Annotated in this window: 21 protein-coding genes; 10 read left to right on the top strand and 11 right to left on the bottom strand. The window is 47.7% G+C overall.

Features of this window, described 5'->3' with window-relative positions; translation table 11 throughout:
* Both BUF15_RS20400 and BUF15_RS20395 read right to left on the bottom strand, forming a co-directional pair.
* Positions 1-1,269 carry a molybdopterin molybdotransferase MoeA gene (locus tag BUF15_RS20400; RefSeq protein ID WP_084554287.1) on the bottom strand — a complete coding sequence of 423 codons (1,269 nt, stop codon included), beginning with the start codon at positions 1,267-1,269 and terminating at the stop codon, positions 1-3.
* 1 nt (position 1,270) lies between these two features.
* Positions 1,271-1,867 carry a hypothetical protein gene (locus tag BUF15_RS20395; protein ID WP_143170803.1) on the bottom strand — a complete coding sequence of 199 codons (597 nt, stop codon included), beginning with the start codon at positions 1,865-1,867 and terminating at the stop codon, positions 1,271-1,273.
* Positions 1,868-2,498: 631 nt separating this feature from the next.
* Here BUF15_RS20395 and gpmI point away from each other — a divergent pair.
* Together gpmI and yjgA are read left to right on the top strand one after the other, a co-directional pair.
* Positions 2,499-4,130, top strand: coding sequence for a 2,3-bisphosphoglycerate-independent phosphoglycerate mutase (gene gpmI / locus BUF15_RS20390; protein WP_073615564.1), 1,632 nt, complete (start codon positions 2,499-2,501; stop codon positions 4,128-4,130).
* Between the two features lie 62 nt (positions 4,131-4,192).
* Positions 4,193-4,741, top strand: coding sequence for a ribosome biogenesis factor YjgA (gene yjgA, locus BUF15_RS20385; RefSeq protein WP_073615563.1), 549 nt, complete (start codon positions 4,193-4,195; stop codon positions 4,739-4,741).
* Positions 4,742-4,784: 43 nt separating this feature from the next.
* Here the strand turns inward: yjgA and BUF15_RS20380 are convergent, their stop codons facing one another.
* The gene (locus BUF15_RS20380; RefSeq protein ID WP_073615585.1) at positions 4,785-5,315 is read right to left on the bottom strand and encodes a C40 family peptidase; all 531 of its coding nucleotides are present in this window, start codon (positions 5,313-5,315) and stop codon (positions 4,785-4,787) included.
* A 187-nt stretch (positions 5,316-5,502) separates the two neighbouring features.
* Here BUF15_RS20380 and BUF15_RS20375 point away from each other — a divergent pair, with 187 nt between their 5' ends.
* Together BUF15_RS20375 and BUF15_RS20370 are read left to right on the top strand one after the other, a co-directional pair.
* A complete protein-coding gene (locus BUF15_RS20375) occupies positions 5,503-5,922 on the top strand; it encodes a gamma-glutamylcyclotransferase family protein (protein WP_073615562.1) in 420 nt (139 codons plus the stop codon).
* 132 nt (positions 5,923-6,054) lie between these two features.
* Positions 6,055-7,002: an NAD(P)-dependent oxidoreductase gene (locus BUF15_RS20370; protein WP_073615561.1), complete on the top strand. Its 948-nt coding sequence runs from the start codon at positions 6,055-6,057 to the stop codon at positions 7,000-7,002.
* A gap of 124 nt (positions 7,003-7,126) precedes the next feature.
* Here the strand turns inward: BUF15_RS20370 and BUF15_RS20365 are convergent, their stop codons facing one another.
* The gene (locus BUF15_RS20365) at positions 7,127-7,816 is read right to left on the bottom strand and encodes an SIMPL domain-containing protein (RefSeq protein ID WP_073615560.1); all 690 of its coding nucleotides are present in this window, start codon (positions 7,814-7,816) and stop codon (positions 7,127-7,129) included.
* Between the two features lie 228 nt (positions 7,817-8,044).
* On the opposite strand from BUF15_RS20365, the gene BUF15_RS20360 reads away from it, so the two are divergent.
* The 6 genes from BUF15_RS20360 (at position 8,045) to BUF15_RS20335 (ending at position 14,147) form a co-directional block, all read left to right on the top strand.
* Complete coding sequence (locus BUF15_RS20360; RefSeq protein WP_073615559.1) at positions 8,045-8,260, top strand: hypothetical protein; 216 nt, start codon at positions 8,045-8,047, stop codon at positions 8,258-8,260.
* Positions 8,261-8,282: 22 nt separating this feature from the next.
* The gene (locus BUF15_RS20355; RefSeq protein WP_073615558.1) at positions 8,283-8,840 is read left to right on the top strand and encodes a cob(I)yrinic acid a,c-diamide adenosyltransferase; all 558 of its coding nucleotides are present in this window, start codon (positions 8,283-8,285) and stop codon (positions 8,838-8,840) included.
* 70 nt (positions 8,841-8,910) lie between these two features.
* Positions 8,911-10,905, top strand: coding sequence for a sigma-54-dependent Fis family transcriptional regulator (locus BUF15_RS20350; protein WP_073615557.1), 1,995 nt, complete (start codon positions 8,911-8,913; stop codon positions 10,903-10,905).
* A 331-nt stretch (positions 10,906-11,236) separates the two neighbouring features.
* Positions 11,237-13,078 carry an aldehyde ferredoxin oxidoreductase family protein gene (locus tag BUF15_RS20345; RefSeq protein ID WP_073615556.1) on the top strand — a complete coding sequence of 614 codons (1,842 nt, stop codon included), beginning with the start codon at positions 11,237-11,239 and terminating at the stop codon, positions 13,076-13,078.
* Positions 13,079-13,165: 87 nt separating this feature from the next.
* Positions 13,166-13,438, top strand: coding sequence for a MoaD/ThiS family protein (locus tag BUF15_RS20340; protein ID WP_073615555.1), 273 nt, complete (start codon positions 13,166-13,168; stop codon positions 13,436-13,438).
* Positions 13,439-13,859: 421 nt separating this feature from the next.
* Positions 13,860-14,147 carry an integration host factor subunit alpha gene (locus BUF15_RS20335; RefSeq protein WP_073615554.1) on the top strand — a complete coding sequence of 96 codons (288 nt, stop codon included), beginning with the start codon at positions 13,860-13,862 and terminating at the stop codon, positions 14,145-14,147.
* Between the two features lie 125 nt (positions 14,148-14,272).
* Here BUF15_RS20335 and BUF15_RS20330 read toward each other — a convergent pair whose 3' ends face one another.
* The 7 genes from BUF15_RS20330 to dctP all read right to left on the bottom strand — a co-directional run bounded on the left by BUF15_RS20330 (position 14,273) and on the right by dctP (position 20,528).
* Positions 14,273-14,788, bottom strand: coding sequence for a hypothetical protein (locus BUF15_RS20330; RefSeq protein ID WP_073615553.1), 516 nt, complete (start codon positions 14,786-14,788; stop codon positions 14,273-14,275).
* Positions 14,789-15,009: 221 nt separating this feature from the next.
* Positions 15,010-15,240: an Rrf2 family transcriptional regulator gene (locus BUF15_RS20325; RefSeq protein ID WP_073615552.1), complete on the bottom strand. Its 231-nt coding sequence runs from the start codon at positions 15,238-15,240 to the stop codon at positions 15,010-15,012.
* Between the two features lie 59 nt (positions 15,241-15,299).
* The gene (locus BUF15_RS28125) at positions 15,300-15,431 is read right to left on the bottom strand and encodes a hypothetical protein (RefSeq protein ID WP_268753210.1); all 132 of its coding nucleotides are present in this window, start codon (positions 15,429-15,431) and stop codon (positions 15,300-15,302) included.
* 80 nt (positions 15,432-15,511) lie between these two features.
* On the bottom strand, positions 15,512-17,218 hold the full coding sequence (locus tag BUF15_RS20320; RefSeq protein ID WP_073615551.1) for an aldehyde ferredoxin oxidoreductase C-terminal domain-containing protein: 1,707 nt from the start codon (positions 17,216-17,218) through the stop codon (positions 15,512-15,514).
* A 288-nt stretch (positions 17,219-17,506) separates the two neighbouring features.
* Entirely contained in the window at positions 17,507-18,823 is a 1,317-nt protein-coding gene (locus BUF15_RS20315) for a TRAP transporter large permease (protein ID WP_073615550.1), read from the bottom strand.
* Positions 18,820-19,419, bottom strand: a complete 600-nt coding sequence (locus BUF15_RS20310; RefSeq protein WP_084554293.1) for a TRAP transporter small permease — start codon at positions 19,417-19,419, stop codon at positions 18,820-18,822. The genes BUF15_RS20315 and BUF15_RS20310 overlap by 4 nt, the downstream gene beginning before the upstream one ends.
* A 95-nt stretch (positions 19,420-19,514) precedes the next feature.
* Positions 19,515-20,528 (bottom strand): TRAP transporter substrate-binding protein DctP, encoded by a 1,014-nt coding sequence (gene dctP / locus BUF15_RS20305; RefSeq protein ID WP_200802438.1) that lies wholly within the window; start codon positions 20,526-20,528, stop codon positions 19,515-19,517.
* Positions 20,529-20,565: the final 37 nt, after the last annotated feature.

Here is a 20,565-nt window from a genome sequence, read left to right as displayed (position 1 = left end):
TCATCTGTAGAGAAAAACTTCAACTTTGGAGCCTTGGGTTGCGCCCTGGCTGTCTTCATCGATAAGGAAATATCCGTGGGCTCTGGCAAGGGTTGATATGGCTCCTGATCTGCCGAGAACCGGATCGGCCACCGGGCCACTATCGCCCTGTCGCATCTGCACCCGCACCAGGTCAAGTCTGCCTGCCGCTGAATTGATATTGCGGGCAAGGGTCGCAGTAATGGAAGGCTCGGAATAAGGGGCATCGGTGATGCCCGAAATTTTGTCTATCGCGGGTTTGACAAAAAGATCGAAGCAGACCATTGCCGAAACGGGATGGCCGGGTAAGCCGAACACCGGGGTTGAGTCGCTGAAACCAATAATTATGGGTTTGCCGGGTTTGAGTTTTACCCCGTGCACGAGCACACCTGGAGGGCCAAGCGCTTCAATTGCCTGTTCGCCGAGATCACGGACCCCTACGGAACTGCCACCAGAAAATAGAACAATATCATTTTCACTGACGGCGCGCTGCAGGGTGGGGAGAAATATTTCGCGACTGTCGGAGACGATGCCGTAATCGATCACTTCTGTACCGCACTTCCTGGCAAGAGCTCCAAGGGCAATGGAGTTGATATTTCGGATCTGTCCCCCTTGGGGCGTCTCGTAGTGGGGGATTATCTCGTCGCCTGTGGACATGACACCCACTCGAATTTTTCTGAATACCTCTACTTCAACACAACCGAGAGCAGCCAGCAGGCCGAGGTCCTGGGGGCGTAGCAGTCTGCCTGCGGGTACGGCTGTTTCGCCTTGCCTGATATCGTCGCCAATGCCGATAATGTTGGTGCCGCTGCCACAGCTTTTGACAATTTCCACCATGGTATCGTCAACGGGGACGGTATGCTCGTGCATGACAACAGCATCGGATCCGGAAGGCATGAATCCTCCGGTGGCGATGCGATAACAGTTGCCTTTTTCGACGGAGCCTGCTGGCATTTCGCCCATGGCGACACTGCCGCTTATCTGAAGGTAACAGGGCATCGATTCGCTTGCCCCGTAGGTGTCCCGGGCGATAACGGCGAATCCGTCCATGACACTACGTGGGTGAGGAGGAAGGTTTTCGTGTGATTGCAGGGCGGTGGCGAGAATCCGGTCAAGGCCATCAGGCAGGCTGACAATTTCGGTGGAGAGTTTCGTTTCTTCAAGATGCTTGAGCATAATCTCCCGTGCATCACTCACCGAAATAAGTGCGCTTCGGCCCAGCATGTCTTTGGTGGTCGGTCCAGTTGTCATGTTAGTTGCAAAATGTAAGCTTAATCGTGTCGAAAGTCGGGAGTAAGTGCGCAAGTGAGCTGGAAGACGTTTGATTCCCGTTCACCTCAGCATCCAGCAACAGCTGCATAAGCGGTGCACGGTTGGCAAGAAAAGCGGTGACGTTGGCGGCCTTTATTATTACCCCGTTTTGCAGGAGTTGCACCCCACGGTCTCTGGCTATTGCGTTGAATAGTTTCAAGATTACGGTGATCTCGTCAGTGGCAGAGTTGCTCTTCATCGTTTTTTTAACTGTGCGCAGGGCGGCATGAAGGCTGTTTCTGCGAAAAATAGCACCGGCCAATCCCGGCATGGCCGCAGAGATGGCAAGAACAGGGGCATCTCCGTCCAACGGGGTTTCCATATCATCGGTGGCGGTGCCGTTGAGGAAGATTGTCTGTACCTGCTCTGTGATATAGTTGGCTGTAAAGCCTGGAAGTGCTTCAAGAAACGCTCCAATAGAGACACCACGAGCTGCCGGAACTATTATTCCCGTCTGCAGCAATGAGGTGAACCTGTCTATGGCTTCTATCGTGGTGTAAAGTGTAAACGTTGGTGTGTCGCTAAGCTGTGTTTTCATGCAATTGGTTATGCTGTCGAGCCGCATCTCTGTTGAAGATTTATGGGCCCTTCAGGCCTTGTCGTTTGCTAACTCCAGTATATGATACACATGATTACAATAACAGAACAGGTTCTGTTCATAAATAAAAAAACCCGGTGAATATTTCGAAAAATAACCTGTATGGAGTCAAATGGAGAGTTATTACCTGGTTTTGTTGTAAGGCATATCTGTTGAGGGGCAGTGGTATTCTACCAGTATGTCAACGTTATACAGATGTAGGTGGAGTAGCAGGATTTTTTTTACTTTTGATAGGCTGTGAAGTCTTACGGCAATGCTTATAGTTGGGAAAATTTTATGGTTAGAGAGGCCAGAAATGCTTTGGTGCTATGTACAACCGTTGCGCCTGGGGCATTCTATATGGTATCGAATACTGGATACATTTCACACGGTGCGGTATTGCTGTCCTCTGTCAGTTGCATCCTGCCGACCGCATTGTCAGCGACTACTTTTGCCTGAAAATGTTTTTTTATTGCTCGTCAGGAACTTGCACTACTAATGCACCCGTTTCGGGAAAAAGTGGCTTGATAGATGAGGCCCTTTGGGTTGTTTTGCTTTTCCCTGTACAGAATACTAATGAATTGGAGTAGAAATGACCGCTTTACGTTTAAATTCACTTGATGGCTATTCGCGTTTCGATGGTCCTGTTGTCTTGATTATCATGGATGGTGTTGGTGTAGGATCACACGACGAGCGTGACGGGGTCTACGTTGCCAATACTCCGATGCTGGACAGTTTGATGCAGGAACCACTGACGATGACCCTGAATGCTCATGGTAAAGCGGTCGGCCTACCGTCAGATGATGACATGGGGAACTCGGAAGTGGGGCATAATGCTCTGGGAGCTGGGCGAGTCTTTGCCCAGGGGGCAAGGTTGGTAAATGAGGCCCTGGCCACAGGCGAAGTTTTTCGCGGCAAGGCCTGGTCGGAGTTGATGGGAAGAGCCGAGGCAGGCGGAACCTTGCATTTTATCGGGCTGGTGTCCGACGGTAATGTCCATAGTCATATCAAGCAGCTCTATGCATTGCTAGAGGCGTGTGCCGATCAGGAGGTGAAGAGGGTGCGGGTTCATGCACTGCTTGATGGACGAGATGTCGGACCGAAGAGCGCGCTGGATTTCATTTTACCGCTCGAAGAAAAATTGGCTGAGTTATCCCAGGAAGGTCGAGATTATCGGATTGCCTCAGGCGGCGGCCGGATGATCACCACAATGGACCGTTACAACGCCAATTGGGATGTCGTCCGCTATGGCTGGAATGCCCATGTGCTTGGTAAAGGTCGGCAGTTCGGTAGTGCCAGCGAGGCGATCCAAACCTATTACAACGAAGACGCGGCCATTACCGACCAGTACATGGAGAGCTTTGTGGTGGTTGAAGAGGGGGCTCCGGTGGGAACGATTGAGGACGGTGATGGGGTGGTCTTCTTTAATTTTCGTGGCGATCGGGCCATTGAGATTTCACGCGCCTTTGAAGAAGATGATTTTGCCATTTTCGACCGGGTCACACGTCCCAATGTGTTCTATGCCGGATTGATGCAGTATGACGGTGACGCCCAGATTCCTAAGAACTATCTTGTTGAGCCGCCGGCGATTGACAAAACTCTCAGCGAGTATCTCTGTGCGGCAGGCGTAACATCGTATGCCATTTCTGAGACCCAGAAATTTGGCCATGTTACCTATTTCTGGAACGGCAACCGTTCGGGCTATATTGATAAAGATCTGGAGATCTATGAAGAGGTTGGCTCCGACCTGGTGCCGTTTAACGAACGACCATGGATGAAGGCAGCAGAGATTACCGATAAGGTGATCACCCAGCTGCGCGGTGGTAAAGCCAAATTTATCAGGTTGAACTTTGCAAACTGCGATATGGTTGGTCATACCGGGGTTCCTGAGGCTATCCGAATTGCCGTGGAAACAGTAGATATGTGCCTTTCTCGCCTGCTAAAAGAAGTGGAGCGGGCAGGTGGCGTGGCGATAGTCACTGCCGACCATGGTAATGCCGACTGTATGTGGACCGAGAAAAAAGGCAAACGTACCCCCATGGTTGCTCATACCCTCAACCCTGTGCCGTTTATCGTCAAGGATTTTAGCAAGGCCAATGTGCTGGCAAAGACTGGAGTCGAGGGTGCCGGGCTTGCAAATGTGGCAGCCACCATCTGTGTGCTGCTGGGATTTGCCCCGCCGAAAGAATATGAACCGTCGCTTTTGGCAATCTCCAAAAATTAGAGCGAATACTAACTACGAATAGCATTGAATATGCACCTGCATGGTGCGGGAGTTTGTCCATAATGACAGAAAATTTGAGCAGGTCAGAAGTAAAACGGCAGTTTAAACAGACGGAACAGGTCGCGGCGGAGCTTGCCGATTTTACCGACAACGATCTGAAAAAATTGCCGTGCAGTGAGGAAGTTAAGTCGGAGATCCGGGCCATCCGTGGGGTGAAGGGCGGAGCGCGGAAGCGCCAGGTGAAATATCTGGCCAAGCTGATTCGCATGGAACCGTTGACCGAGATCTATGATTTCCTGGCAGAACGCAAAGGCTCCAATCTGAAAACGCAAAAGACCTTTCACGAGGGGGAGAGGATTCGAGACGCCATCATCAACGAGGCTGTGCGCAGTCACGATGCTGCCAGGCAGGAACAAGACGTCTGGGATATGGACTGGTCAAGCCCCGAAATCACTGCTGCCGTAGAGCGTTATCCTGACCTGCCTGAAGGCGATATTCGTAAAATAACCTACAGCTACGTCAAGACCAGGAACAGGGCCCATTATCGGGAGTTGTTCCGAATGATCAAGGCGGCCATCGACCAGGATGAACTACGAGGCAGATTAAGCTAGCCGGCGACGATCGATACTAGGTTGGTAAGTAATCCGGCTATTGTCAGCGCGATGCGGTGTGTTTGTAGTTGTAAATCCGGGTCGCTTTGACAAAGTTGTCCTGCCAGTAGGGCTCGTCCAGGCTGGAAATCATTACGCCTTTGGTGGACGATGCATGAATAAATCGGTTTTTCTCAAAGAAGATCCCAACATGTTTCTGGAAAATTCCGGTTTTGAAAAACAGAAGATCGCCAGGATGGAGAGTATCATTTGGGATTTTTCGGCCATAGCTGGCCTGTTCATCTACCGTGCGCGGCAGTTTTATACCAAAAATATCATTATAGGCAATGGCTGCAAGTCCTGAGCAGTCTACCGCCGCAGGTGACATGCCACCGATCTGATAGGGAATGCCTTGCCAGTTGTGGTAGAATTGCTGCAGTGCTTTTCTGGTGGAGGCTGCATCGACAGGTAAATCGTAACCGGAGCGTGGAATATACCTGACTTCGCGCCTGGCGCATCCTGAAGGAAGAACCAGTGGAACAAGAAGGATGACGGCCGGTAGCAGCCGCAAGAGAATGGTTTTAGGTAATGACATCTTTGAGATCATGGCGGTATATGTTTCGAGAGTTGCCTCAATAAGTTTGTACGGAAAGCTCGGTGTGGGTAGAAAATGGCCATGGTTCTGTTTGGTTGATACCGTAATAAACATGATTTTTCAATGCTGGGAATCTAAAGCCCCCCACGCTTTGCTGACATAATAGCGTTTTCAAAAAAGGATTGTGATGAATCTGTTCACCTACGGAACACTGATGGTTCCGGAAATAATGCATCAGGTTGCCGGGTGTACCCTGCAAAGTGTAGAGGTTTCGCTGGAAGGGTATGTTCGGTATGGGGTTCAGGGGGAGCAATACCCGGGTGTGACCGTACAAGACGGTAGCAGTGTAGATGGAATACTGTATCTCGATGTGGGGCCGGAGGCTTTACGACGGCTTGATGCCTTTGAAGGGAAGATGTATAGCCGTGAGCCGGTAACGGTTATGGGAAAGAACGATCAAAAGAGCCTGGAAGCCATGGTATATGTCTTCAGGCCGGAATATGAGCACCTGCTGACAGGCGAATCCTGGGATTTGCAAAGATTTCTGCAAAATGGCAGAGAGATATTTGAACAGCAATATACGGGATTTGAAGAGCTGCAGAGTTGAGATGTATTGAATGGTACACGCGCAGAAAACGCACGGCAGTGCGAGGTAATGTGCGAAAACGAATCGTTGCCGATCAGGTTGGGTGGTTATCAGGCAACGACGATGAATGTTTGCAAAACGTAAGGAGTAGGGATGGGATCAGTATTCCTTGATGCGGAAGGTCTGGAAAATTGTCAGCTGGATGAGTTGCGCCGGGTATGCGGGGGGCTGAAGATGTATCAGTGGACAGCGTCCAATGAGATAAGCAGTAGAATAGCCGGAGCAGAGCTTGTCATTTTGAACAAGGCTCGGATCACCCGTGAGATTCTCGTCGCAAACCCGACGTTGAGACTGATATGTGTTGTTGCCACCGGTACTGACTGTGTCGATCTGCAGGCGGCACGTGAGCTTGGGGTCACCGTGTGCAACTGCCAGGCATATGGCACCGATTCGGTGGTACAGCATGTTTTTACAAGCATCCTTGCCCTCCACACCAGCCTGTTGCGATATCATGGCGCCGTGCGGGCTGGTCGCTGGCAAAAAGCCGGCCAGTTCTGCTTTCTCGATTTTCCCATCACCGAGTTAAAAGGCAAAACCCTCGGTATTGTCGGTTTCGGTAATCTCGGAAAAGGGGTAGCGGCAATTGCCGAGGCGTTTGGCATGCGGGTGGTCGTGGCGGCGCGCCCCGGCAGCACCGACGATACACGCCCCTCTCTGGTAGAGATCCTGCCTCTGGTCGATGTGCTGACTTTGCACTGTCCCTTAAACGAACATACCCGGGGGCTTATAGGTATTAAGGAGTTGGCGATGATGAAGCCCACGGCGTTTCTGGTCAATGCGGCCCGTGGGGGAATTGTCGATGAGGATGCACTCGTCGAGGCTCTCAAGAATGGCACCATTGGTGGTGCAGCTGTTGATGTACTCACAGTTGAGCCGCCCAAGGACGGCAATCCCTTGCTTGATACTGAACTTCCCAATTTGATCGTTACGCCTCATGTTGCCTGGGCCAGTGAAGAGGCGCGGCAACGTTTGGTTGATCATACGGTGGAAAATATTACTGCGTGGCGAGCGGGGACGGGAGTGCGGGTGGTGAATAACTGATATTCCTGTCGAGACGACTGCGATAGCGTCTCGACAGGGAGTAGGTTTTTTTCGGTGAGGGTATTGTATGTAAAAGGACACATGATTGATGTGTTATCCTGAAAGGCTAGAATCTGAAGGAAGTCTATTGTAACGCAAATTCCACAGAAACGTTGCCAGTGATGGATATTGTGCCAGTGGTGGTCACATCGCCGGGATCGACAGGGGCAGCAGCAAGTTGAACTTCTCTGCTCATTGGGCGAAAAGGCATGGCTTCCGCCTCCTGGATGTGGTGCACTTCACCGAGTTTTGTGCCCAGTGTTTCCGCCATGGCCTGTGCTTTGGCTTTTGCGTCCTGCAGGGCTTGTTGCAAGGCGGTAATCCGCATCTGTGGTTCGTCGTTTCTGCCGTATTCGGTTTCACCGATCATGAGATTCTGGAAGCTGGCAAGTTTTGCGTGGACCCTGAAGGTGTCGCTAATTTGAGGTATTTTGATACCCAGGGTGCAGGCTGAGTAGTAGCCGAGAATTGTCCGGGTGTTGTTCTGCCATCCATATTCCGTTCCCTGAATGATGGTGGATGTTATGAGGTTCTCCTTTTCGATGCCGAGTGGCTGCACAGCTTTAGCAATATCCGTAAGTGTCTGAGTGACTGCGGCGTAGCTCTCCTCCACCGTTGGGCTGATCACTTTCAATTGCGTCTGGATTGTTGCGAGTTCCGCCTTGGCAGTGATGGTTGCTGTTCCGTTCACCAGGATTGTCCGGCTGTCTCCCTTGGAAAAAGAGTTGAGCGGCAACAGTAGGAGAAGGGTAACAGCGAGTATAGTGTAGCGCATGAGCAGTCTCCGTTGAAAAAGTGATTGTTCGTTTGTTGAAATTGAGAATCGTTGTTTGTGCAGTCTGTTGTGTTAAGGTTCTTTTTGTCATGTTATTGACGAAGAGGGGTAATGGCAACATTCTATTCATGCTGGGTATAGGTAAATATTACGTTGGTGTGGTATCGGAAACAAAAGAAGGCCGTAGATTCAACAGGGAAAACGTAAACGACAGCAATAGAGAGGAATATGTCTATTCGAGCAATTGCCCGTGATCTGTACCGGGCACAGCAGCAGGTCGATAAACTGGAAAAGGAAATGGCAGCAGCATCTCTAGCCGATCAGGATCTCTTGCGTGGTGAGTTGCGTCAGGCGAAAAAAGAGATGGAGATGATCAAGCGGATGCTGGATGGCGAGAAGGAATCAGGGAAGTTCAGAAATAAATTTCAGGGGTTTGGGAAGTAAAATAGGGCAAGAGGGGGGAAGAATGGAAATTACCAGGCTGGAACCCAAAAAACGGCAGGGGCTGGTTGTGGTCATTACAGGTAATGGTAAAGGGAAAACCACCAGTGCCATGGGAATGGCGCTGCGCTCCGCCGGCCACGGTTTGAAGGTATGTATCATCCAGTTCATGAAAGGTGACATCTATAGCGGGGAATGGGATGGAGTAAAGTTGCTAGGCGACCTGGTGGAACTGACCGCCACCGGCAAAGGCTTTTGCGGTATTCAGGGTAACCCTTATCCCTATGAAGAACACCGGAAAAACGCACAGGAGGCGCTGTTGCTGGTGGCAGAGAAGATGGCATCCGGAAAGTTTCAGGTGCTGATCCTTGATGAGATTAATAATGCACTTGAATTGAAGCTTGTGGATCTTGACCAGGTGCTCAGCATCTTAGCTCAAAGGCCGCCGGAGCTGCACCTCGTCATGACAGGCCGCAGTGCCCATCCCGATATCATTGCCGCAGCCGATACCGTCAGCGAAGTATGCGAAATCAAGCATGCCTACCGTAAAGATATCGAGCCGCAGCCTGGTATTGACTACTGATAAAATGTGTGAAGGAAGAGGGGAAGTTGGTCCATCAATGAATGGATTGTAATGGAAACACGGAATCGATATGGAATACTCTGGGGAATCTATCTTTACACAATGGCAAAATATGATCTCGGGTAATCCTATAGATCCAGTTCAGGTGCGTCCAGAAATACTCAATTCCTGGGAAGACTGTCTGGCTAAAGGGGTTGACGCTTACGGTGAAATGAGCCGATGTGATGATCTCGAAATGATATTGCAACGCTCAGCCGAACTGATAGCAGTGGCCAAGCCATTTATGGAGATGATTAATGAAGTGATTGCAGGGAGCGGGATGCGAATCGATTGTATAGATTTCGAAGGCTTTTTCCTCTGTTCCTGCGGTGATCCTGTCTTGATGAGAGAGTCTGAAATGAATGGTCTTGTAGCCGGGTGTGATGTGGGGTTGGACACACTTGGTACCAATGCTGCAGGACTGTGTTTGTCTCTCAAGCGTCCAGTTCAGGTTTTGGGGTGTGAGCATTTTAATAGAAACCTGCATAATCTGAACTGCTCGGCTACCCCGATATATGCTCCTGGATCAGTCTTATTAGGAGCGTTGAATATTCTAAGTTATGCTGCTCCTCAAAATCGACAAACGCTTGGGTTAACAAAAAGTGTAGCGATGTCGATAGAAAAGCAAATTGCCCTTTCTCGAACTGTAAAATCACTGAAGATTTCCAATACTCAACTCAATACAATCATGGAATATCTTCCTCAGGGTGTTATTTCTCTGAGCAATTCTGGTGAAATTGATGATTATAATCAGAAAGTGCTCGAAATGTTCAATATTGCGCCGAATATTAAAGGCGGTATCCGTACTGAAAAAATCAAGCAGATTATTCATCAACTTCCAGCACCTGCAGATAATATGCAATTATCTGACAGGGAATGTACAATCACTATTGGAAAACGAAAGAAATCCTTTCTTGTCAATACTCGAAGGATTGGGGGTGGTGAAAAAACACTATTGCTGGTTGAAGAAAGCAGTAGAATAATGAACTTATCCGCTGTTCAATCCAATAGAACAAGTTATACATTTGATGACATTATTGGAAACTGTCCGGAAATACAAAAAGCAATAGAACTCGCTTCCATGGTTGCAAACACGAACTCGAGTGTTTTGCTTGTTGGAGAATCTGGAGCCGGTAAAGAATTGTTTGCCCAGGCAATTCATGCAGCAAGTGATCGTTGCAGGCACCCTTTTGTTGCTATTAACTGTGGGGCAATACCTGCTGATATAATTGAAAGTGAGCTTTTCGGCTATGAGCCTGGTGCCTTTACAGGTGCTCGTGAAGCGGGAAAGGCTGGGCGCCTGGAGGCTGCTTCTGGTGGGACACTGTTCTTAGACGAGGTGGAGGCAATGCCGCTTAGCTTTCAAGTAAAGTTGCTGAGGGCATTTTCATCAAAGAGCATTGTTCGTGTAGGTGGGGTAAATGAAATTCCAGTAGATATCCGAATTATTTCAGCCTCTAAAGTAGACCTTCAAAGTGAGATCAATGCAGGGCGTTTCAGAGAAGATCTCTACTATAGAATTGCAACTTTCCCGTTGGAAATCCCACCTCTACATAAACGTGGCGGTGACATCAAATTGTTAGCAAAACAATTTCTTGGGATGCTGCAGTCTGATTATGTTCTGCCAGAACTCTCTGCCGACGAACCTTTTTTCGAAGCACTGGAGTCGCACTCATGGCGTGGGAATGTCAGAGAATTACGGAACACTATCGAGAGAGCGGTATTGATGTCATTAGGTAAGGAGAAGCTGGCAATAGAACATCTTCCGGAATCGATACAGCACTCATGGATGACGAAAAAACTCAAAAAACGTGCTGAGAGAACGATTCGTCAAGAACCAGATGATCAACGATCGTATCTCAAGATTGTTGAAGATACGGCTATTGCAATGGTGTTGGAAGAAGAGAGAGGCAATATTACTCGATCTGCCAAGCGCCTTGGGATTGCCCGATCCACTCTATACCAGAAGATACATGCCAGTCCACATCTTATCAGTGTAGCAAAATCGAACACCAGCCCAGATTGATCGATTATCGGACAGTTTGCCGGTGGCTGTCATTATTTGTCTGTTTTTGTAAGTTTAGTCTCTTTGATCGTAATTTATACAACCATTTTTCTGTTCGATTTTCGTACAATTCTTCTTCCTTTGGCTTCTGCCTTTATGGCACATATCCTTTTATTCCAATAGTTTGCTATGGTGGCACGATACGTGCTAGCGGTTCCTGAACCATAGAACAACTCTGTTGAAGTCAATGTGTTGGCATTCGTTCTCATTTGGTTAGATGTGCGATCAGGAGCTATCTTTCTTGATCTAATGTCATAATTCTATGAATATAAAGAGATTAGAGGGAGTAATTATGGGCTCGGGCTATTGGGAAAAGGTCTTACGTGTCGATCTATCAACTGCGACTGTTACAGAAGAGGTCGTACCTGTTGACGTTTGGAAGAAATATCTTGGGGGAGGAGGGTATGGCGCGAAGGTTCTATATGATGAGGTAGATGAACAAACAGGGGCGCTTGAGGAAGGTAATAAGCTGATATTTGCACCTGGACCGCTTCAAGCTGCCAAACAGACAGGGGCTGCCAAATTCACCGTTGCAGCAAAGTCTCCGATCACCGGAATTTATGGAGAAAGTGCTGCTGGTGCAGGCTGGGGAATGGCGCTAAAGAGCAGCGGATTTGACGCTTTGATTATTCAAGGCGCTGCGGCACAGCCATCATATCTTGTGATCAATGATAATTCTATTGAGATCCGCGACGCAAAAAAATACTGGGGCCTGGATGCCTTTGATTCTTCAGATCAGATTCTTGCCGATGCTGGAATTGATAAAGCAAGCATCTGCACCATCGGACAGGCCGGAGAAAACAAAGTCGCAATTGCTTGTATTGTGGTTGATAAGCACAGCTTTGCAGGTCGATGCGGCCTTGGTGCGGTAATGGGATCAAAGAATCTAAAAGCTGTGCTTGTTAAGGGTAGCAAGAAGGTTCCGGTTCATGATCAGGACAAATTGACAGAAATCAACAGGGATATTGGAAAAACAGTTCACGAAAATACGAAAGACTGGCTACGAATACACGGCACCCCATTTGTTGAAATAGGATGTGACAGCGATGGCGATACCCCAACCAGGAACTGGCAACAAGCACATTGGCCTGAAGGAGCAGAAAAACTGGGCTGTCCCAACTACACAGATGAGCTCAAGGCGAAGCCACACAGTTGCAATTCCTGTGTGATTGGTTGTCATAGAGATATAGAAATTACAGAGCCTGCGGAATATGCGATGAAGGGGCCGGGCCCGGAGTATGAATCTCTTGGTATGCTGGGCAACAACTGCCTCATGGATGATGTAAAAGCACTCTCTTTCATGAACGACCTTTGTAACCGCTATGGGGTTGATTGCATTTCAATGGGCTCTTTTCTCGGCTTTACCATGGATTGCCTTGAGAAGGGATATATGTCTCCTGATGATATAGGAGGGAGGAATCTGCAATGGGGTGATAAAGACAATATGATTGCTCTGATTCACGACCTTTGCAATGTAAAGCCAGGTTTTGGGGAGTTGTTTGTAAATGGAATAGTTCCAGCAGCTACAAAATTAGGTGATAAGGCCCTGGAATTAGCTCCTCATGTTAAAGGGTTGGATCTTCCTGCCCACGACCCCCGAGCGTTTTTCTCTCTCGCTCTCAATTACGCCACCGGAAGCGTGGGGCCACATCATGAACGCGGCAATCCGCAGGTTGCGACAGCTGGCTTCTTGTTGCCTGAGGCAGGTGTTGACAGCGTTGTAGATCGCTTTGAGATGGAAAACTCGGAATTTGTCGCTGCCAAATACCAGGATTACGGAACACTCACTCAATCTGTCTGTCACTGTAAATTCATGTTGTTTGGTGGCTATTCAATGTCAGTCATGCTTGAGAGTCTCAATGCCATAACCGGGTGGGGCTGGTCAATGGAGGATATGCTCCAGGCAGCCGAGCGGATTTTCACTCTGCAAAGATTAGTCAATGTGAAATACGGGGTTGACCGAAAAGACGATACACTACCAAAAGTGATATTTGAACCGAGCGTTGAAGGAAGTCGTGCCGGAAAGTGTCCGCATGATTTTGAGGCGGCATTGGACAGATATTATGACTTGAGGGGATGGGATGAAAACGGCATACCCAAGTCGGAAAAAATAACGGAACTTGGAATTAGTTAATATTTCACTCGCATTTCTGGATACAGTCCTCTGTTTTGAAGAGCCTACCTTTTACATGCTTAACGGTAGATCAAAACAGAGGACTATATGGTTAAGAAACTTATGCATCAACACAATACAAAATCTATTTCTGTCAAGCTTCACGCATCTTTGGGTCAATATAAACCTATTGATGCTGATTCCTTGACGTTTGACATGAAAATTTCTGAAGAGATGACTGTATTGGAGCTGTTAGTGCTTTTGTCCATCCCTAATGAAATCATCAAGATGATTTCTCTCAATGATAAGTTGGTAAAAAGTACAGCAACATTATCCGACGGTGATCGACTTATTCTTTTTTCAACTATTGCTGGTGGATAATATGGGGACATATTCCCTGGCAGCACGAAAAGCATATGGGTGCATATCACAAACAGCTGGGTGAGCTCAGGATTTTAAGACGAGCTATGATAGAATGGAAAAAAATATTTCATGTACGTGCCCAATTGTCTGCTTAATATTGAATATGTTTATAAAGTAACGATTACTATTTCCCTCTCAAAGATCCGCAACGACCTAGAAATACTTGACCTGCCCTTCCTGCTATCCGCCCATATTTCATGTGAAACGTTCAGTCGACGGTTTTCCTGCCATTGATTTGCTTGTCGATCGGTTCGAGTAGATGTAGTCAATATGACTAATGTTATGTAACGATTTGATATCGGTTGACATGTTTGGTGAAGTACGTATATCGTTAAATGACTAAATTTCATTATTGCATTAATAAATAGGAGGTTACCATATGACCATGACAAAGGCCGATATCGTAAGAGAAATTTACATGCGCTATGATGGAATGACCAAAGCGCAGTCGGTGGAAGCAGTAGAAGCCATATTGCGCCTGGCTAAGGAAACGTTAATCAGTGGAGAGGATCTTCTTTTGAGTGGCTTTGGAAAATTCAATGTCAAGGACAAGCGGGAAAGGAAGGGTCGCAATCCTCAAACCGGAAGTGAACTCATGCTTGCTCCAAGACGTGTGGTAACCTTTAGTCCATCTGGTATACTGCGGGATAAGGTGAACGGAGAGTAGTCAGTTTGTCTTGGTGCTGTAAATACATGTTGATAGTATAGCGTGAAGCGATAGGTTCTGACCTTACTGTGCCAGATTTGGATACTCCCAATGAGAGGCAATTCCTCAGGGAGTTCTTGATTCAATCATCCAAAAGCGTCAGCAAAACGATTTTTAAGTTCTTTTCTTGCCGTCTTCAATTGGGCGATTAAATCGAAAATCTCTTTTCCAGGGTCATTTTTTTGGCGCTTAAGGGCATTTTTCTGGGCTGGACAGATATACCAGGTGCAGATAAACGGTCGTTCACAGCGATTGAGACAGCACCCATGGGAAGTGAGATGCACGCATGTGTGATCTGCATTTTTTGTTATCTGTTGTTTGGGCAGCTGGTTGTCGGCCAGGTGGAGGAAAAGGAGATCTTTCAAGTCATACCAGACTGTTGCCATTGTGCAGCAAACTGTTGTACAGTCGCAGCAGGTAATAGCTCCAAGATCATTCAAAAGACCGTCCAACTCTGTGTACCAGGCTTCAATCTGCCTGGCAGTTACACGTAAATCTTCCACTTCCCAATCAAGACCCCCAACCGCGGTAGTTATCGACACAACTACTCGGGACCACTCTTCTTTGTCTTGCCACGGTATACATTTTCCCGTCGCGCCCATTTCCCTCCTTCTTCATCGTTTTGGTGGACCGATATGGCCCGCTATTCTTGTTGGCTGATCTTGCAATATTTCACCTGACCAGCCAAGCATTTACGAGTATCTCTAAGATGTTTTCGAGACCTGTCAGTGAAAACCATTTGACCTGGTCTCGATTTCTACAGATATCTTTTTTAAACGCCCTGTCGGAAAGGCGAAGATGTCAAGGGCAAGATTTTGGTTAACTATATACCGAGACGCTGCAAACCTGTTTGGGTGATGAGAAGTCGCTCGCACTCCTGATCGCTTTCCACTTCACCCATTTTATCCATTGTCCGAATTATCTGGTTCAATTCTTTAGGGTTGATATTGAGCTTCTCGGCAATCCTTCTCGATTCCATAACCTGTGGCTGGGTGTTGTGGAGGTTTTGTTCAAGAGTTTTCAAAACTTCGATTTTCGTTGCTAAGTAACCCATATGTGGACTCCTCAATAAGCGTTTTGAAATAATGGATCTTTGTCTTCCAGACTGAGTGCCTACCAGCCGGAAATGGCTGGATAGACACTCAGAATATCGTTTGATTCAACCAGAGCCTGACTATGGACTACCTTGCCTGCCCGGATAGCCATCACGAAACCGATCGGTTTATCGGTTGCATCGTTGCACATATCCAATATGGTTTCCAGTTTCTCAGGGCGTTCAATATAGAGTTAAAGTGGTCCTATATCGGCAAGCTTGAAATGTAGAGTTACCAACGCATTGCCTCGGCAACCTCTTCATCGGTAATATCCATCTTTTCCAGGGTATCTTTCTGCGGAGTGGAGTAGAAGGTTTCACTCAACCGATGATCGGCAGCGGTAATTCCCGCATCAGTGTTAAACTGATGCTCCCTGCGCAGGGTGTCTTTTACGAAATCATCAAATTCAGTGCTCGATATCTCGACGTCGTAATACGCTTTAATGAGATTCAGTAGTGGTGACATGTCGTTACGTACTGAGTAGCGAACAAAGTTGCATGTTCCCATCGCATCCATGCGTGATCCGATTACTTGAAACTTTTTCGATAAAGCGACTTTGCCCTCTTTGGTGATTGGGTCTTCCTCATCCCTCAAAGTGAAGCCAAAGGTGTGGTCTCCGCCCATGGGTGAGGAAAGGTAGGTCATCGCCATACCTTTTGTGCCACGAGGCTCGTAGGCAGGTAGAGCCTGGCCAAGCACATGTGGGGCGTGTTGTACACCGAAGACCTGTGCGGCTACCTTGCAGCCGGATGCCAGGATGCGACCCATAGGCGTGATATCCAGCACCTCGTTCATCAGTCCGATAATCGCTTTATCATCACCAAACTCGGCAACTCCGGCTTCCAGGGCTACGCCAATTGCAGCACCGACATCGAGAGTGTCGACTCCAGCATCATTAGCGATTCTGTTCATCTCTGCGATAGTATCAAGATTCTTCAGGCAGAGGTTAGAGCCCATCAGGGCCATTGTCTCATACTCAATAGGGGAGCAGAGCAACTCACCTTTCTCATTTGGATAGACGTTGGAGCATTGGATCGCACAAGGGTTCATGCAGGCATGCTGGGTCAATCCTGCTCCGCCACGAGCCTTGATGGTGTCGTACATTGTCTGGGCGTTTATCTTTTCCGCATCCACCATCGTGCCGCTGGTAAAATTCCTGGTTGGCAATACTTTCACAGCCTGGCAGATATCCACCATGGCAGCGGTGCCGTATTTGGTGAATAATGATGAGACAGGATTTTCTTTAAGGAGATTGATGATTTTTTTGCTGGCATCCCTGAATGCCTGCTGATCAGTGTATTGGGGCTTCTCCTCTCCATCGTTCATGATAACCATGGCAATTATCCGTTTGGAGCCCATTACTGCACCAAGACCACCACGACCAGCATAACGGGAACAAACACCATGTGGGTCAGAGCATGCAAGACCTGAGGCGAATAACAGGTTTTCGCCTGCGGGACCAATTGTTATACATCCAGCCTTTGCACCGAATTTTTCATTCAGCAGCTCAGATTTCTCATACACCCCTTTTCCAACAAGAAAGCTTCCATCGATGAGCTCGGTTTTATCTTTGCTGATAACGACAATTTTCCATGAGGAATCTCTGCTTGGCATATCTTCAAGGATAATGCATCGAAGGCCGTGCTGGGCCATTCTCAGACCAACTATTCCTCCGGCATTACTTTCTTTTATGCCTCCTGTGAGAGGGCTTTTGCCGCCGACACTCAGCCTGTTGGCGCTTGAGACAGTGGTGCCGGCAAGAGCACCGTTGCAAAAGAAGAGCTTGTTGCTCTTGCCAAAAGGGTCACAATCTGCAGGCACCTCTTTGCTGACCAGGTAGGAGGACAGGGTACGCCCACCCAAGAGAAACTCTCGTGAATCATATTGTTCTTTTACTGCTTTTCCTGTGACTGTATTAATGCGTAATGTTGAAAACACCGTGATTCTCCTTGGTTGTCCGTTATCGCAACCGAATAAAACAAATAACTTATATAGTACGTATGATGTGGTACGAATCTTTTACGAAAACGACCCTCAACTCAGCACTGTTATTGCAGGTTTCTCTTAAAATGGATCAGGCCAGCCCCTTTTTCCGGCGGTCCTTGATAAGGCTCCACAAAACATGGCTGCAAGGAAGGCGAAAGGAGCCTGGGTCGTAATACCTGCAAGAAAAAAAGCAAAACAAAGAACGGCAAACATATTCCGGTAAAAAGTCATTTTCATCTCTTACCAAGGTGTACCCAGAAACAGATGGGGTAGCAGTAGTGATATTTTGGGAAAGAAAACCACTAGAGCAAGGACTGGTATCCAGCAAAGCCCGATGAACCACAGGCATGGTTTCATCATCTCATCGATGGGCGCAGAGCCGAGTCTCCCGGATAAATAGAGAACTGGGGCTGCAGGCGGGGTAATGCACCCAAGGCCGGTATTGACGCCGATGATGGCCGCAAAATGAATGGGACTAAAACCCAGCTGCAAAACGATCGGCATCAGGATTGGTGTGGCAAGAACGACGACGCTGATGTCATCCATCAACATGCCCATGATCACGAGAAAAACATTGATCATGAACATAATGACCATGGGGTCACTGGAAACAGCCTGGAAGATACCCAGCAATACTTCAGGAAGATTTTCAAGAAGGTAAAGTCGGCTCAACATGGCAACTGAATAAAGCATGACCATGATAACGCCAGTGGTTATTGCTGACTCAACAAGGACCTCGTAGGTTCCTTTTAAAGTGAGCGCTTTATATACAAATAATCCAATGGGGATAGCATAGAGCACTGCCATGGCCGAGGCCTCTGTGGTGGTCATAAAGCCACCATAGATGCCACCCAGAACGATGAACGGCAGCATCAGCGAAGGCGCGGCTTGCTTTGTTCTCTTTCTGAGAAGCTCCAATTTCTGCGAGCCTGTTCTTTTTTCGGCGACAACGACGGTTTTATTCTTTCGTAAAAGCCATCTGTTGACAATGCACAAAAGCGCTATGACCATGAAACCCGGTACGACAGTGGCCAGGAAACATGCAAGGACCGGTTGGCCGGTAATCCAGGCAAAGATAATAAGCGTTGCATTTGGTGGGATGAGTAGCCCGAGAAGAGAGGCGTTGGCCAAAAGTGCTGCGGCAAGGCCTCTTGGATATCCTTCAGACTTGAATCTTGGAAAGGTAATGGTGCCGACACATGAAAGGGTGGCACAGGCAGCTCCGCAGATTGAACCGACAATAGCACAGGAGATGGTGGCAACGATACCAAGACCACCTTTGAGGTCTCCTACAAAAACATCGACAAAATCAATAAGTTTCTCGCCTATCTTTCCGCGCTCCATTATGCCGCCAGCCGCAATGAAAAGGGCGATAGCGATAAGGGGGACGGAATCCATCTGCTTGTAACCATAGGGCAACAGCTGGCTTGCAGGGTATCCCATTCCGTCTATTCCACCGAAAAAGACCAGCCAGGCACCAGATGCCATAAAACTTACTGGCACGGGGACACCGATAATGAGGCATAAAACGAGGATTATCAGGGCAACATAAATCATCTATCTCTGAGCCTCCGTAGTAGTGTTCGTGTACTCATGAAAAGGTCTCTGAGGAAGTAATATGACATGAATGCGAGTCCTAGAAAGACAGATAAATATCCTGTCCACAGACTTATTCTCCAGACGTTTGTTTTGGGAATGGCAACTCCTGTGCCAAGCGGACCCATGAAACCAAACATGAAGAATTCATAGCCATACCACGTAAAGAGCAGGCAGATGCCGACGGTAACTGCATCTTTCAGAACGACCAGAAAATCTTTTAATATGCCATGAGGAACATATGCCTGGACGAGATCTGCAGAGACATGAGTGCGATTATAGGCGCCGATTGCTGCAGCGGAGAAATAGAGCCAAAAGGCAAAAATCTTTACCCATTCTTCATAGCCAGTAAGGTCACCGTCGAGAATATAACGAAAAAAGGCGGCGGCACAGATGATAACGGTCAGCAGAACGGTTGTGCTGAAAGAGATAATGGAAAAGCCGTTGATGACTATCTTATCGAAGAAATTTTTGGGCGTATCGGCAGTAAGGACGCCCGGCGGTAGAGTGTCACACTTGAAAGAAGGGAAATTTTTTTCATCTTTTTTTCCTGACACGGAAACCTCCTTGGCAACCAAGAGATCCGTGACATAATACAATGTCACGGATCTCTTGGTTTAATGAAAAGAACTCAGTGGAAATAAACCGCGAATCACTTCGGACCCAACTCTTTCCTGAACTCATCCATGAGTTCTTTTGTCATATTCTTTTCAAGTTTTGGCCAAGTTGAAGCGCAGGCTTTCATGATTGGGGCCAACTCTTCTTTGGTGTAGGTGAAGACCTGAATGCCTTTCTGTCTCATGAGTTCCATATGGTGCTCATCAAGCTCTTTGGCATTGTTGATACTGTCGATGGTGGCTTTGGCAAGAATTTCCTGAATGACTTTCTGGTCTTCCGGCTTGATTTTTTCCCAGGTCTTGCCACTGATCATAAAATTGAGGACCTCAACTGAATAGTTGGTCATATACCAGTACTTGATGACATCGCCAAGGGTAGTATACGCAGAGGCAACAGGGTATCCGTTGACACCGTTAGCAACACCGGTCTGGATCGCCTGGTACACATCGGCATACGGGATGCCTACAGAGTTGTATCCCATCGCTTCTGCAGCGAGTTTATACACATCCATGCCGGGAACGCGAATAAGAACACCCTTGTTTACTTCCGGATTGAGTGGCTCGTTTGCTGGCTTGGTAGTACCGGTACCAATCATACCCTCGACGAAAAATCCAAGGAGTTTGACGCCAAGTCTCTCGTTGAATTCGTCCATTTTTTTGAACATCCAGCCGTCTTGAGCGAATACCGTCTTCAAGTCTTCATAGTCACTTGCAAAGCCGTTGATATAAATCAGTTCCATTCTCGGATCAAACTGGCTCGGCACAGATATTGCTGACATATCAATGGTTCCACGAATTTGCTCTTCATAGACCAGGCTATAGTCGCCAAGCTGATTTGCCGGATAGACTTTGACCTCAATTCGGCCATCAGTTTTTTCGCCAATTTCTTTTGCAATTTCTTTCATCAGCAGGGTTGCAGGGTGATCTGCATTATTTTGTCCGGCAAACTTAAGAACCATTTCAGGTGCTGCAAAGGCTGTACTGCCCGCAAACATAACAAACAGATAGGCTAGGGTGACACCAATGATAGTTTTGCTTGATTTGTACACTTTTAAATCTCCTTTTGAAGTGTGTTGCAAAGTAATT

Source organism: Desulfopila aestuarii DSM 18488, assembly GCF_900143695.1.
Lineage (GTDB): Bacteria > Desulfobacterota > Desulfobulbia > Desulfobulbales > Desulfocapsaceae > Desulfopila > Desulfopila aestuarii.
Note: the sequence above shows the minus strand (reverse complement) of the source record. Positions and strands in the feature narration are given on the sequence as shown.

Bases quoted from the DNA above. Each gene is read 5' to 3' on its own strand.
- BUF15_RS20400 (WP_084554287.1), bottom strand. From the start codon at position 1,269: ATGACAACTGGACCGACCACCAAAGACATGCTGGGCCGAAGCGCACTT.
- BUF15_RS20395 (WP_143170803.1), bottom strand. From the start codon at position 1,867: ATGAAAACACAGCTTAGCGACACACCAACGTTTACACTTTACACCACG.
- gpmI (WP_073615564.1), top strand. From the start codon at position 2,499: ATGACCGCTTTACGTTTAAATTCACTTGATGGCTATTCGCGTTTCGAT.
- yjgA (WP_073615563.1), top strand. From the start codon at position 4,193: ATGACAGAAAATTTGAGCAGGTCAGAAGTAAAACGGCAGTTTAAACAG.
- BUF15_RS20380 (WP_073615585.1), bottom strand. From the start codon at position 5,315: ATGTCATTACCTAAAACCATTCTCTTGCGGCTGCTACCGGCCGTCATC.
- BUF15_RS20375 (WP_073615562.1), top strand. From the start codon at position 5,503: ATGAATCTGTTCACCTACGGAACACTGATGGTTCCGGAAATAATGCAT.
- BUF15_RS20370 (WP_073615561.1), top strand. From the start codon at position 6,055: ATGGGATCAGTATTCCTTGATGCGGAAGGTCTGGAAAATTGTCAGCTG.
- BUF15_RS20365 (WP_073615560.1), bottom strand. From the start codon at position 7,816: ATGCGCTACACTATACTCGCTGTTACCCTTCTCCTACTGTTGCCGCTC.
- BUF15_RS20360 (WP_073615559.1), top strand. From the start codon at position 8,045: ATGTCTATTCGAGCAATTGCCCGTGATCTGTACCGGGCACAGCAGCAG.
- BUF15_RS20355 (WP_073615558.1), top strand. From the start codon at position 8,283: ATGGAAATTACCAGGCTGGAACCCAAAAAACGGCAGGGGCTGGTTGTG.
- BUF15_RS20350 (WP_073615557.1), top strand. From the start codon at position 8,911: ATGGAATACTCTGGGGAATCTATCTTTACACAATGGCAAAATATGATC.
- BUF15_RS20345 (WP_073615556.1), top strand. From the start codon at position 11,237: ATGGGCTCGGGCTATTGGGAAAAGGTCTTACGTGTCGATCTATCAACT.
- BUF15_RS20340 (WP_073615555.1), top strand. From the start codon at position 13,166: ATGGTTAAGAAACTTATGCATCAACACAATACAAAATCTATTTCTGTC.
- BUF15_RS20335 (WP_073615554.1), top strand. From the start codon at position 13,860: ATGACCATGACAAAGGCCGATATCGTAAGAGAAATTTACATGCGCTAT.
- BUF15_RS20330 (WP_073615553.1), bottom strand. From the start codon at position 14,788: ATGGGCGCGACGGGAAAATGTATACCGTGGCAAGACAAAGAAGAGTGG.
- BUF15_RS20325 (WP_073615552.1), bottom strand. From the start codon at position 15,240: ATGGGTTACTTAGCAACGAAAATCGAAGTTTTGAAAACTCTTGAACAA.
- BUF15_RS28125 (WP_268753210.1), bottom strand. From the start codon at position 15,431: ATGTGCAACGATGCAACCGATAAACCGATCGGTTTCGTGATGGCTATC.
- BUF15_RS20315 (WP_073615550.1), bottom strand. From the start codon at position 18,823: ATGATTTATGTTGCCCTGATAATCCTCGTTTTATGCCTCATTATCGGT.